The sequence below is a fragment of the Streptomyces sp. NBC_00306 genome, assembly GCF_036169555.1.
Lineage (GTDB): Bacteria > Actinomycetota > Actinomycetes > Streptomycetales > Streptomycetaceae > Streptomyces > Streptomyces achmelvichensis.
Genome location: NZ_CP108032.1, coordinates 3,278,001 through 3,290,722 on the forward strand (window position 1 = coordinate 3,278,001; position 12,722 = coordinate 3,290,722).

Sequence of the window (12,722 nt, forward strand, 5' to 3'; positions counted from 1 at the left end):
GTGCCGACCCACGAACCGGTCCCGCTCCACCAACCGGCGCTACTCCACGAACAGTCCGCGGGCCGCCGCCCGCCCGTCGAACTCCTCCAGCCGTGCCTGCGCGTCCGGCAGGTCGTCGCACATCGCCTCCAGCAGCACCCGGCCGAGCAGCATCGGCGCGCAGGCGGTGTCGAAGGCCAGGCCCGTGCCGACCGCGGCGGGGATCAGCAGGTCGCTGTGCGCGGCGACGGGGGCGAAGGCGGAGTCGGCCACGGTGACGACCGTCAGCCCCGCCGAGCGGGCGTACGCCAGTGCCTCGACGACCTCCTTGGGGTGCCGGGGCAGCGCGAAGCACAGCAGCGCGCTCGCACCCGCGCGGCGGGCGGAGTCGATGCGGTCGGCGAGCATGGTGCCGCCCTCGTCGAGGAGGCGTACATCGGGGTGGACCTTGCCGGCGAAGTACGCGAAGCCGCGGGCCTGCGAGGACGCGGCCCGCAGACCGAGCACGGGCAGCGGGCGGGAGGCGGCGAGCAGCCGGCCCGCGCGCTCGACCGGCGAGGGGTCGGCGAGCAGGTCGGAGAGATGGCGCAGGTTCTCGATCTCGGCCTGCACCGCCTGCTGGTACTCGTTGAGGCCGTCCTCGGCCTCCTCACTCTCCGCGGGCGCCACCTCCCGCAGGTGCTTGCGCAGCGCCGGGTAGCCGTCGAAGCCGAGGGCGACGGCGAAGCGGGTGACGGACGGCTGGCTGACGCCCGCGAGTTCGGCGAGTTCGACGCTGGACAGGAACGGCACGTCGCCCGCCCGGCGCACCATGCTGTGGGCGATCCGCCGCTGCGTGGGGGTGAGCCGGTGCCCCTCGAAGAGCTGCTGCAGTCGTGCGGCAGGGCTGTCGCTCATGCCGTCCCCCTCATGTGATCCGTCATCAGGTCCGTGAACCGGTCGAGCAGCGCCGCGGCCGCCGTCACGTCGTCGGTCAGCGGCCGGTCGGCGAGCTCCTCGTCCAGGACGGACTCGGCGAGCTCGTAGGCCGCCCCCACCGGGAGTTCCGGGTCGGGCCGCAGCCCACGCTGGCGCAACGCCCGCACCGCGGCGACGAGTTCACAGCCGACCACGAGCCGGTAGGCGGCGCCCGTGCGCAGTGTCTGACGTGATGCCAGCGACGCGAAGCTGGCCTGCTCCTCGACGCCACGGGACAGTACCGCGTGGCCCAGCGACGCGGGCGCGGAGTACGCCCGCAGATCGCCGAGGGCGGCCCCGGCCGCGTACTCGAGGATCATCACGCCGGAACTCGCGGCCTCCGCGTCGGCGAGGAAGGGCCGCAGCCGGGTGAAGCCGGGCTCGTTGAGTGCGGAGAGCCTGGAGGTGGAGAGCCGGGCCGTCTGGGTCAGCGCCAGCCTGAAGTGGTCGAGGTCCAGGGCGAGTTGGGCCATGTAGAAACCGCCGTGGTGATAGGCGGCCATGTCCGAGGGGCAGATCAGCGGGTTCTCCGCCGCCGCGTTGATCTCCACCGCGAGGGTCCGCTCCAGCGCGTCGGCGGCGTCCTCGGCGGGCCCGTGGATCTGCGGCAGACAGCGGAATCCGTACGGGTCCTGGATGCGGCCGAGCGGCGGGGTGGGCCGCTCCGGCGCGCCGAGCAGCCGGCGCATCCTGGTCGCGACGGCGTAGGAGCCGGGGTGCGGGCGCGCCGCGTGCACGGGCTCGGCGACCGCCTCGTAGGAGCCGTCGACGGCCAGCAGCGAGAGACCGGCGACGAGTTCGGTGGCACGGACGAGGGCGCGCAGTTCGCCGAGGGCGAGCGCGGCCTGGCCGAGCGTCAGGGCGTTGGAGCTGATGAGCGCCAGGGCGTCGTTGTTGTCGAGGGCCTGCGCCCGCGGAGGCGTGCCGCCCCGCCAGGGGTGTTCGCCGGCGAGGGCGAGACCCATCTGCGAGAGGGCCGCGATGTCACCGGTGCCGACCGAGCCGAACTCGTTGACGACCGGGTACGCACCCGACTCCAGGGCCTCGCACAGCGCGGTGACGACGCCGGGCCGCAGTCCCGCGCCGCCCGCGAGGAGCTGGTTGGCGCGGACGGCGAGCATGGCGCGGACCTCGCGGGCGGGCAGCTCGTCACCGATCGCTCCGGCGTGGGAGCGCAGCAGCCGCAGGCCGTGGCCGGCCGCCGAATCGGAGGGCACGGCCTCATTCCGGTTGGCGCCGACGCCGGTGGAACGGCCGTAGACCCTGCCGGACGCGGCCAGCTCGCGGGCGGCGTCCCAGGCGACCTCGACGCGCTTCATCGCCTCGGAACCGGGTACGGGACGGGCCGCGCCGTCGGCCAGCCGGACGATGTCCGCGACCGGGAGGCTCTGTCCGTCGAGGACCACGATGCCGGTGGGTGAGTCCACCATGTGGGACGACATCATGCGCGAAACCCTCCTTTTCCGGACGGTCTGTCTTGCCTCGCGAGCATCCGTACCCAGCGATTTACCCCGAGGCATTGACAACTTATTCAGACACCGAGAACTCTGCATGACTATATGCAGCCCGGGCAAGGGACGACTGATGATCAAATTCGATGCAGTGAACAAGCGCTTCCCCAACGGCACCACTGCAGTCCACGACCTCACTCTGGAGATGCCGGACGGCGGGATCACCGTCCTCGTCGGATCCTCCGGATGCGGTAAGACCACGACCCTGCGCATGATCAACCGGATGGTCGATCCGACGTCCGGCACCATCCACGTCGGCGGCAAGGACGTCCTCGCACAGGACGCGGCCGAACTGCGCCGCTCCATCGGCTACGTCATCCAGCAGTCGGGCCTCTTCCCGCACCGCACGATCATCGACAACATCGCGACGGTCCCGCTGCTGCTGGGCTGGGGCCGCAAGAAGGCCCGCGCCCGCGCCGCGGAACTGCTGGAGACGGTCGGCCTCGCGCCCGAGACCGCCAAGCGCTACCCGCACCAGCTCTCCGGCGGCCAGCAGCAGCGCGTCGGCGTGGCCCGGGCCCTCGCGGCCGACCCGCCCGTCCTGCTGATGGACGAGCCCTTCGGCGCGGTCGACCCGGTCGTCCGCACCCAGCTCCAGGACGAACTGCTGCGTCTCCAGCAGGAACTCAGCAAGACGATCGTCTTCGTCACGCACGACATCGACGAGGCCGTGCGCCTCGGCGACCGCATAGCCGTGTTCCGCACGGGCGGTCATCTGGTGCAGTGCGCGACCCCGGCCGAACTGCTGGCCCGTCCGGCGGACGACTTCGTGGCGGACTTCCTCGGCGCCGAAAGGGGCCTGAAGCTGCTGTCGCTCAGCACTCTCGCGGACGTGCCGCAGAGCCCCCTTCCGCAGACCGGCCGCTGGGAGCTCGCCCTCGACGCGGCCCGCGTCCCGCTCGGCTGGCGCGACAAGGACGGCGACCCGTCCGACGCCGACCTGCTCCCGGTCCGCCCGCTGCGCGACACGGACTCCCTGCTCTCCGCGCTGAACGAGTCGGTGGCCTCCCCCTCCGGCCTGGTGGCCCGCGTCGACGCCGACGGCGTGCTCACCGGCGTCACCTCGCGCGAGGACATCCACGAGCGGGCCGGCTCGGCCCACTCCGCGGCCCGGGTGGCCGTATGACCGTCGACTGGTCGTGGATCTCCGACCATGCCGGCGACCTCACCACGCTGAGCGTCTCCCATCTCCAGGCCGCTCTGAGCGCGGTGCTCCTGGGGCTGGTCATCTCGCTCCCGCTCGCGGTGCTCGCCCACCGCGTCCGCCCGCTGCGGGGCTTCCTGCTCGGGATGTCGAACGTGCTGTTCACCATCCCGTCGATCGCCGTGTTCGTGCTGCTCCTGCCGGTCTCCGGGCTCACCCGCACGACCACCGTGATCGGGCTGACGATCTACACCCTCGTCGTCCTCCTGCGGAACACCGTCGAGGGCCTCGACGCCGTTCCCGCCCGTACCAAGGAGGCCGCCAAGGCGATGGGCACCCGTCCGCTGCGGACCCTGTTCACCGTCGAACTCCCGCTCGCGCTGCCCGTGATCATGGCCGGAGTGCGGATCGCCACCGTCATGTCCATCTCGCTGGTCAGCGTCGCCACCTACATCGGCGACGGCGGCCTCGGCCAGCTCTTCACCGACGGCTTCCAGCGCAACTTCCCGACCCCCGTGGTCGCCGGAGTGGTCCTCACCCTCCTCCTCGCGCTGATCGCGGACGCGCTGCTCGTCGCCGTGCAGTACGTCCTCACCCCCTGGACCAGGAAGGGCAGGGCCTGAGATGTACGAGCTCTTCAAGGACCTCGGCTCCTGGCTGACCAGCGGCGCCCAGTGGTCCGGCAGCGACGGAATCGCCCACCGGCTCGTCGAGCACCTCCAGTACTCACTGCTCGCGACGCTCATCGCCGCCGTCATCGCCCTGCCGGTCGGTCTGCTGATCGGGCACACCGGACGCGGCGCGTTCCTCGCCATCAACCTCTCGTCGTTCGGTCGGGCCCTGCCCACCGTCGGCCTCGTCGTGCTGGTCTTCCTCGCCAGCGGCCTGTCCATGACGCCGGTGTACGTGGCGCTGGTCGCCCTCGCGATCCCGTCCATCGTCACCAACACCTACGCCGGCATGTCCGCGGTCGACCCCGAGGTCCGGGACGCCGCCCGCGGCCAGGGCATGCGCGGCCACCAGGTGCTGCTCCAGGTGGAGGTCCCGCTGGCGATGCCGCTGATCATGACGGGACTGCGGCTCGCCCTGATCCAGGTCGTGGCCACGGCCACCATCGCCGCGTACGTCAGCTTCGGCGGACTGGGCCGCTACGTCTTCGACGGCCTCGCCCAGCGCGACCTCGTCCAGGTGCTCGGCGGAGCCGTCCTCGTCGCGGTCGTCGCCGTCGTGCTCGATCTGGCGCTCGCCGGCCTCCAGCGCGTCCTCTTCAGCAACCGCCCCGCATAAGGACTTCCCATGAACCGACGCACCCTGCTCGGCAGTCTGCTGGCCGCCGCATCCGTCCCCGCGCTCGCGTCGTGCAGCAGCGGCATCACCTCGCTCGAAGGTGAGGGCGGCTCGCTGTCCGGCGGCGGCTCCAGCAAGGACGGTGTCACCATCGGCACCGCCAACTTCACCGAGAACCAGATACTCGGCTTCCTGTACGCCGCCGCCCTGAAGGCGGCCGGTGTGAAGGCGACCGTCCGCCCCAACCTCGGCACCCGCGAGATCCTCATCCCCGCGCTGCGCGGCGGCGACATCGATCTGCTGCCCGAGTACCAGGGCGCCCTGCTGCACTACCTCGACCCCAAGGCCACGGCCACCGAGGAGGGCGAGATGCAGAACGCGCTCGCCGTCGCCCTCCCCCAGGGCCTCCAGATCCTCCCGTACGGACTGGCCGAGGACTCCGACGCCTTCGCCGTCACCAGCGAGACGGCACGGAAGTACGGGCTCCGGTCCCTCGGCGACCTCGCCAGGAAGAACGGCGAACTCGTCATCGGCGCGGCCCCCGAGGTCAAGAAGCGGGTCGTCGGCGTCGTCGGTCTGAAGGACATGTACGGCGTGGAGTTCAAGGAGTTCAAGTCCCTGGACTCCTCCGGGCCGCTGGTCAAGGGCGCGCTGAAGAAGGGGGATGTCGACGTCGCCAACCTCTTCACCACGGACACCGACATCAAGGCCGAGGGCTGGGTCGTGCTCTCCGACCCCAAGAACCTGATTCCCGGTCAGCACGTCGTCCCGCTGATCGCCGACCGCAAGGCGGACTCGCGCGTACGCAAGGCACTGGCCCGGCTCGGCGCCGTCCTGACGACCGAGCAGCTCACCGAGCTCAACCGGCTGGTGGACAAGGACAAGAAGGACCCGGAGGACGTCGCGAACGACTGGGCCCGACAGCACGGAATCACGAAGAAGGGCAGCTGAACCATGGCAGGCCTCGTCGAAGTACGGTCCATCGACGTCGTTCCCGACAGTGAGCGGCACGGCACCGCCTTCTCCCAGTTCACTCTCTGGCTCGGCGCGAATCTCCAGATCACCGCCGTGGTCACGGGCGCGCTCGCCGTCGTCTTCGGGGGCGGCCCCTTCTGGTCGGTCGTCGGCCTCGCGGTGGGCAATCTGCTCGGCGGCGCGGTGATGGCCCTGCACTCGGCGCAGGGACCGAAGCTCGGCCTGCCGCAGATGATCCAGTCACGGGCGCAGTTCGGCGTGAAGGGCGCGATCATCCCGCTGCTGCTGGTGATCGTGATGTACGTCGGCTTCTTCGCCAGCGGCAGCGTGCTGGCCGGCCAGGCGGTCGGCGAGCTCACGCATCTCGGCGAGACGCCCGGCATCGTGATCTTCGCGCTGGTGACCGCGGTGACGGCGGCGATCGGCTACCGCGTCATCCATGTCCTCGGCCGGGTCGCGAGCGTCGTGTGCGCGCTCGCCTTCGTCTACCTCGGCATCCGGCTGCTGGACCGGATCGACCTCGGCACGGTGCTGGCCGACCGGGCCTTCGACCTGCCGATGTTCCTGCTGGCGGTCTCGCTCTCGGCGTCCTGGCAGCTGGCCTTCGGCCCGTACGTGGCCGACTACTCCCGCTATCTGCCGCGGCACACCAGCGCCCGCGCCACGTTCTGGTGGACGCTGTCCGGCTCGGCCATCGGTTCGCAGTGGTCGATGATCTTCGGCGTGCTGGTCGCCGCGACCGCCGGGGACGCCTTCCTCGGAGGCCAGGTCAGCTATGTGGTGGCCCTCGGCGGCACCGGCCTGATCGCCTCGTTCCTGTACTTCGTCATCGCGCTCGGCAAGCTGACGATCAATGTGCTCAACACCTACGGCGGCTTCATGTCGATGGTGACCAGCATCAGCGGTTTCCGCGGCCAGAGGACGCTGTCACCGCGCGGCCGGGCGCTCTACATCGCGGCCATCATGATCGCCGGCACGGTCGTCGCCCTGCTCGGCAAGGACAGCTTCCTCACCTCGTTCAAGGACTTCCTGCTCTTCCTGCTGACCTTCTTCACCCCTTGGTCGGCGATCAACCTGGTCGACTACTACCTGATCTCGCGCGAGCGCTACGACATCCCGGCGCTCGCCGATCCGCACGGCCGCTACGGCGCCTGGCGCGCGGACGCCCTCGCCGTGTACGGGGTGGGCCTGCTGGCCCAACTGCCGTTCCTCGTCACGCACTTCTACACCGGCCCGCTGGTGGAGCCGCTGGGCGGTGCGGACATCTCCTGGATGGTGGGGCTCGTCGTGCCGGCGCTGCTGTACTGGCTGATCGCCCGCCGCCGTACCGCGCACATCCCGGAGCGGACGATCCTCGCCCCCGGGGCAACCCCGACGGAAAACAGTGGGGCTACCCCCACTGACGCGACGGCCGGGCGCCCGTAGCGTGAACGGTTATGGAAGCCCGCGACCCTGAGCTCGAGAAAGAGCTCGACGCCACCCTGCACGCCCGCCGTGAGCTGGGCGAAGAATACGATTCAGCGCTCGTCGAATCCTTCCTGGAGAAGGTCGAACAGCGCCTGGACGGCACGGTGGACCGCCGTGTGCGCCGGCAGCTCGCCGAGCAGCAGATGGTGGTCGCCCGCGGCACCCGGCCGCCGCAGCAGCCCGCCGACCCGAACTTCGGCGAGCGCTTCGGCTTCGGGATCATCTCGATGATCCTCGCGATCCCGCTCTCGGCGATCGGTGTCGTCAACGCCGATCTGCCGGGGCTGATCGTCGCCTGGGGCGGCATCGTCGGCGTCAACGCCGTCCATGCCGCCAAGGGCTGGCCGTGGCTGCGGCACAAGGCCCCGGAGAAGACCTCCGACTGGGAGGGCTGAGGCCCGGCGATCGTGTGAGTCCGGGCCACGGCCTCACGGCCGGCGCGAGCGCGATGTTCCCCGCCAGGTCTTCCTGGACCCGGCCGCGCGGGAGATGTACACGGACCGGGAGGCGGTGGCCGCCGAGGTGGTCGGCTGTCTGCGCCTCGACGCCGGCCGCCATCCCGACGACGGCGAACTCGGCGCGCTGATCGGCGAGTTGTCGGTGAAGAGCGAGCACTTCCGGCGGCTGTGGGCGGACCACGAGGTCTAGGAGAAGACCCACGGCGTCAAGCGCATCTCGCAGCCGACGGCGGGCGGGCTGACGCTGCCGTACGAGACGCCCACGCTGCCGGGCGACCCGGACCAGCCGCTCGTGGTCTGCACACCGGAGCCTGGCTCCCCCACGGCGGAGCGTCTGTCGGTGCCGAGCTGGACGGCTTCCTCGCCGCGCGAGTGAGCCCGGTCGCCGGTCGACACACCGGCGCCCGGGAAGCCTGTGCCACGCGGGCGCCGGGGAAGAGTGTGCGCGGGGACCGCCTCACCCCCGGCAGGGCCGGGGGGCGGGACGACGACGGTCCCCGCGTGGGACACGGTCCCGGGTCAGGGCCGGTCGCCGCGTCCGGGGCGTCTGGGAGTCCGGGAGCCGCTCCGGAGTTCTTCGACGCCGCCTGTGCGCCGGCCTGGTTCCCTGCCCGGGAACCCTGCCGACACCCATGACTGTGACGGACGCGTGTTAAGCGGGTGCTGCGCGTACGTGACGTGCGCGTACCGTTTGCGCGAAGCCCCTTCCCCGCGCTACTACTTGCCGCCGCCGGCGAGGAAGGCCAGCAGGTCCTGACGGCTCACCACGCCCATCGGCTTGCCCTCGACCAGCACGATCGCGGCGTCCGCGGCTCCGAGCACGGTCATCAGGTCGCCGACCGGCTCGCCCGAGCCGACCTGCGGCAGCGGGTCGCTCATGTGCTTCTCCAGCGGGTCGCTCAGCGCGGCACGCTGGGTGAACAGCGCGGCCAGTAGCTCGCGCTCCACGACCGAGCCGATGACCTCGGCGGCCATCACGTCGGGGTGGCCCGCGCCCGGCTTCACGATCGGCATCTGCGACACGCCGTACTCGCGCAGCACCTCGATGGCCTCGCCGACGGTCTCCTCCGGGTGCATGTGCACCAGGCTGGGGATCTTGCCGCCTTCCTTGTGCCGCAGCACGTCGGCGACGCGCGCGGCGTGGCCGGCCTCCTCCAGGAAGCCGTAGTCGGCCATCCACTCGTCGTTGAAGATCTTGGAGAGATAGCCGCGGCCGCTGTCCGGCAGCAGGACGACCACCACGTCGTCGGGGCCGAGACCCTCCGCGACGCGCAGCGCGGCGACGACCGCCATGCCGCAGGAGCCGCCGACGAGCAGGCCCTCCTCCTTGGCGAGACGGCGGGTCATCTGGAAGGAGTCCTTGTCGGACACGGCGACGATCTCGTCGGTCACGGTCCGGTCGTACGCCGTCGGCCAGAAGTCCTCACCGACGCCCTCCGTCAGATACGGACGCCCGGAGCCGCCCGAGTAGACCGAGCCCTCGGGGTCCGCACCGATGATCCGCACACCGTTGTCGCTGACCTCCTTGAGGTAGCGGCCGGTGCCCGAGATGGTGCCGCCGGTGCCGACGCCCGCGACGAAATGGGTGATCTTCCCGTCCGTCTGGTCCCAGAGCTCGGGACCGGTCGTCTCGTAGTGCGAGCGCGGGTTGTTCGGGTTGGAGTACTGGTCCGGCTTCCACGCACCCGGCGTCTCCTGCACCAGACGGTCGGAGACGTTGTAGTACGAGTCGGGGTGCTCGGGGTCGACCGCGGTGGGGCAGACCACCACCTCGGCACCGTACGCACGGAGCACGTTGATCTTGTCCGTGGACACCTTGTCCGGGCAGACGAAGATGCACTTGTAGCCCTTCTGCTGGGCCACGATCGCCAGGCCGACACCCGTGTTGCCACTGGTCGGCTCCACGATCGTGCCGCCGGGCTGCAGTGCTCCGCTCTCCTCGGCCGCCTCGATCATGCGCACGGCGATGCGGTCCTTCACCGAACCGCCCGGGTTGAAGTACTCGACCTTGGCCAGGACCGTCGCCTGGATGCCCGCGGTCACGCTGTTCAGCTTCACCAGCGGGGTATTGCCGACAAGACTGATCATCGAGTCATGGATGCGCACAATGTTCTCCGGGATCTCCGTAGTGATGCGGCCAGGGTATGCGGACCGGCGCGGGATTGGGCGACGGCCGCTACGGGGCAGTTAGCTGATGACAGGCGACGAGGAGAGGAGGTGGCTCGGTGTCGAGGGCGAGGGTGGCACGGCGGATCGCCGCAGGCGCGGCGTACGGCGGAGGCAGCATCGGTCTGCTCGGAGCGGCGGCCGTGGGAGTCGTGCTCGCGGAGGTCCAGCTGGCCAAGCGCTCGGTGGGCGGGGGCATCGCCCCGATGCCCCCGCGCGGCGACGGGCTGTACGGGCTGGCTTTCGGGCACAACGATCCGCTGCTCCTCGGCGTGCTGGGCGACTCCACAGCGGCCGGCCAGGGGGTGCGCCGGGCGGGCCAGACCCCGGGGGCGCTGCTCGCGTCCGGGCTGGCGGCGGTGGCCGAGCGTCCCGTGGAGGTGTGCAATGTCGCACTGCCGGGTGCCCAGTCGGACGATCTGGACCGTCAGGTCACGGTGCTGCTGGAGGACAGGTCCCGGCTGCCGGACGTCTGCGTGATCATGATCGGCGCCAATGACGTCACCCACCGGATGCCGCCCACCGAGTCCGTCCGCCATCTGTCCTCCGCGGTGCGGAGACTGCGTACGGCAGGGGCGGAGGTGGTGGTCGGCACGTGCCCGGATCTCGGCACCATCGAGCCGGTCTACCAGCCGCTGCGCTGGCTGGCCCGCAGGGTCTCGCGCCAGCTGGCGGCCGCGCAGACCATCGTGGTGGTGGAGCAGGGCGGGCGCACGGTGTCGCTGGGCGACCTGCTGGGCCCGGAGTTCGCCGCCAACCCGCGCGAGATGTTCGGCGCGGACAACTACCACCCCTCGGCGGAGGGCTACGCGACGGCGGCGATGGCGATGCTCCCGACGCTGGGCGCGGTGCTGGGCGTGTGGCCGGAGTCGGACCGCCCGGAGGCGGACCGCGACGAGGGCATGCTCCCGGTGGCGAAGGCCGCGGCGACGGCGGCCAAGGAGGCGGGTACCGAGGTCACGGGCGCGCGCGGGCCCTGGGCTCTGCTCAAGCACCGCAGGCGCCGGCGGCTGCCGTCCACGTCCACGGCGGCGGAACCGAGCCCGTCGCCGTCTCAGGCGCGGCAGTAGGACGTACGGGTCCGGCCGGCCGCACCCCTGCCGAAAAAGTGAGCGCTCGCTTAGAATTGAGGCGACCGTCACACCGGCGTACCCGTGACCCGGCCCGTACCTCCTAGTAACTTCCAGACAGTCCGCCCACCAGCACTCCTCCTGGAGCCGTGATGCCCGAAGCCGTCATCGTTTCCGCCGCCCGCTCCCCCATCGGACGGGCCTTCAAGGGCTCGCTCAAGGATCTGCGGCCGGACGACCTCACCGCGACGATCATCCAGACCGCGCTGGCCAAGGTGCCCGAGCTGGACCCCCGGGACATCGACGACCTGATGCTCGGCTGCGGTCTGCCCGGCGGCGAGCAGGGCCACAACCTGGGTCGCATCATCGCCGTGCAGATGGGGATGGACCACCTCCCCGGCTGCACCGTCACCCGTTACTGTTCGTCGTCCCTCCAGACCTCGCGCATGGCGCTGCACGCCATCAAGGCCGGCGAGGGCGACGTCTTCATCTCGGCCGGCGTCGAGATGGTGTCCCGTTTCGTCAAGGGCAACTCCGACAGCCTGCCGGACACGCACAACCCGCTGTTCGCCGAGGCCGAGGCCCGTACCGCCTCCGTCGCCGAGAAGGGCGCCGCGGACTGGCACGACCCCCGCGAGGACGGTCTCGTCCCGGACGCGTACATCGCCATGGGCCAGACGGCCGAGAACCTGGCGCGCCTCAAGGGCGTGACCCGTCAGGACATGGACGAGTTCGGTGTCCGGTCCCAGAACCTCGCCGAGGAAGCCATCAAGAAGGGCTTCTGGGAGCGTGAGATCACCCCGGTCACCACGCCCGACGGCACGGTCGTCAGCACGGACGACGGTCCGCGCGCGGGTGTCACGCTGGAGGGCGTCGAGGGCCTCAAGCCCGTCTTCCGCCCCGACGGCATGGTCACCGCGGGCAACTGCTGCCCGCTGAACGACGGCGCCGCGGCCCTGGTCATCATGAGCGACACCAAGGCCCGCGAGCTGGGCCTGACCCCGCTGGCGCGGATCGTCTCCACCGGTGTCTCCGGCCTGTCCCCCGAGATCATGGGCTACGGCCCGGTCGAGGCGTCCAACCAGGCTCTGAAGCGGGCCGGCTTGACCGCCGGGGACATCGACCTGGTCGAGATCAACGAGGCGTTCGCCGCGCAGGTCATCCCGTCGTACCGGGACCTGGGCATCCCGCTGGACAAGGTCAACGTCAACGGCGGCGCGATCGCGGTCGGCCACCCCTTCGGCATGACGGGCGCGCGCATCACGGGCACGCTGATCAACAGCCTCCAGTTCCACGACAAGCAGTTCGGCCTGGAGACGATGTGCGTGGGCGGCGGCCAGGGCATGGCGATGGTCATCGAGCGGCTGAGCTGAGCGGCAGCGGAGGGTAGGGGTCGCCCGAGGGACGAGGGCGGCACCTGCCCGCAGCGGAGGCGAAGCTCAGCGCGACCACAAGAACAGTGCGGCTGAGCTGAGCCGCAGCGGAGGGGTCGCCCGAGGCACCAGGGGCGGCCCTTGTCCGTAGCCCCGCGCAGCCCAGGCGGATGAGCCTCTGGACAGGTTTTCGGGCTCCTCGGAGCTCAAGTCGTGACCGAAACTCCCCCAGGATGTGACCTATCTCCTGGGGGAGCATCATTTCCCCAGGTCACAGTGGTTATCCCGCTAAACACCAGGCCCAAAGTCCTGTCCATTTCGTGACGTAATGCACT

General features: G+C 70.8%; 11 protein-coding genes and 1 pseudogene. 9 read left to right on the forward strand and 3 right to left on the reverse strand.

Translation table 11 applies throughout. From position 1 onward, the window contains the following. Positions 1 to 39 precede the first annotated feature (39 nt). A complete protein-coding gene (locus OHA05_RS14430) occupies positions 40 to 876 on the reverse strand; it encodes a MurR/RpiR family transcriptional regulator (RefSeq protein ID WP_313945919.1) in 837 nt (278 codons plus the stop codon). Further along, complete coding sequence (locus OHA05_RS14435; protein ID WP_328863395.1) at positions 873 to 2,378, reverse strand: aromatic amino acid ammonia-lyase; 1,506 nt, start codon at positions 2,376 to 2,378, stop codon at positions 873 to 875. The genes OHA05_RS14430 and OHA05_RS14435 overlap by 4 nt, the downstream gene beginning before the upstream one ends. 142 nt (positions 2,379 to 2,520) lie before the next feature. Between OHA05_RS14435 and OHA05_RS14440 the strand changes: the two genes are divergently transcribed. The 7 genes and pseudogenes from OHA05_RS14440 to OHA05_RS14470 all read left to right on the forward strand — a co-directional run bounded on the left by OHA05_RS14440 (position 2,521) and on the right by OHA05_RS14470 (position 8,154). Continuing rightward, positions 2,521 to 3,573 (forward strand): ABC transporter ATP-binding protein, encoded by a 1,053-nt coding sequence (locus OHA05_RS14440; protein WP_313945918.1) that lies wholly within the window; start codon positions 2,521 to 2,523, stop codon positions 3,571 to 3,573. Further along, positions 3,570 to 4,214 (forward strand): ABC transporter permease, encoded by a 645-nt coding sequence (locus tag OHA05_RS14445; RefSeq protein ID WP_313945917.1) that lies wholly within the window; start codon positions 3,570 to 3,572, stop codon positions 4,212 to 4,214. Before OHA05_RS14440 ends, OHA05_RS14445 begins: the two co-directional genes overlap by 4 nt. 1 nt (position 4,215) lies before the next feature. Beyond that, positions 4,216 to 4,878, forward strand: coding sequence for an ABC transporter permease (locus tag OHA05_RS14450; protein WP_313945916.1), 663 nt, complete (start codon positions 4,216 to 4,218; stop codon positions 4,876 to 4,878). A 9-nt stretch (positions 4,879 to 4,887) separates the two neighbouring features. Beyond that, the gene (locus tag OHA05_RS14455; protein ID WP_313945915.1) at positions 4,888 to 5,829 is read left to right on the forward strand and encodes an ABC transporter substrate-binding protein; all 942 of its coding nucleotides are present in this window, start codon (positions 4,888 to 4,890) and stop codon (positions 5,827 to 5,829) included. 3 nt (positions 5,830 to 5,832) lie between these two features. After that, the gene (locus OHA05_RS14460; RefSeq protein WP_313945914.1) at positions 5,833 to 7,278 is read left to right on the forward strand and encodes a purine-cytosine permease family protein; all 1,446 of its coding nucleotides are present in this window, start codon (positions 5,833 to 5,835) and stop codon (positions 7,276 to 7,278) included. An 11-nt stretch (positions 7,279 to 7,289) separates the two neighbouring features. Further along, a complete protein-coding gene (locus OHA05_RS14465; RefSeq protein ID WP_313945913.1) occupies positions 7,290 to 7,715 on the forward strand; it encodes a hypothetical protein in 426 nt (141 codons plus the stop codon). Beyond that, a pseudogene (locus tag OHA05_RS14470) lies at positions 7,648 to 8,154 on the forward strand (MmyB family transcriptional regulator). Before OHA05_RS14465 ends, OHA05_RS14470 begins: the two are co-directional and overlap by 68 nt. A gap of 341 nt (positions 8,155 to 8,495) precedes the next feature. Here the strand turns inward: OHA05_RS14470 and OHA05_RS14475 are convergent. Next, entirely contained in the window at positions 8,496 to 9,884 is a 1,389-nt protein-coding gene (locus OHA05_RS14475) for a cystathionine beta-synthase (protein ID WP_327683495.1), read from the reverse strand. Positions 9,885 to 10,018: 134 nt separating this feature from the next. Here OHA05_RS14475 and OHA05_RS14480 point away from each other — a divergent pair, with 134 nt between their 5' ends. Beyond that, positions 10,019 to 11,014, forward strand: a complete 996-nt coding sequence (locus OHA05_RS14480; protein ID WP_313948975.1) for an SGNH/GDSL hydrolase family protein — start codon at positions 10,019 to 10,021, stop codon at positions 11,012 to 11,014. 152 nt (positions 11,015 to 11,166) lie between these two features. Beyond that, positions 11,167 to 12,387 carry an acetyl-CoA C-acetyltransferase gene (locus tag OHA05_RS14485; protein WP_313945911.1) on the forward strand — a complete coding sequence of 407 codons (1,221 nt, stop codon included), beginning with the start codon at positions 11,167 to 11,169 and terminating at the stop codon, positions 12,385 to 12,387. Positions 12,388 to 12,722: the final 335 nt, after the last annotated feature.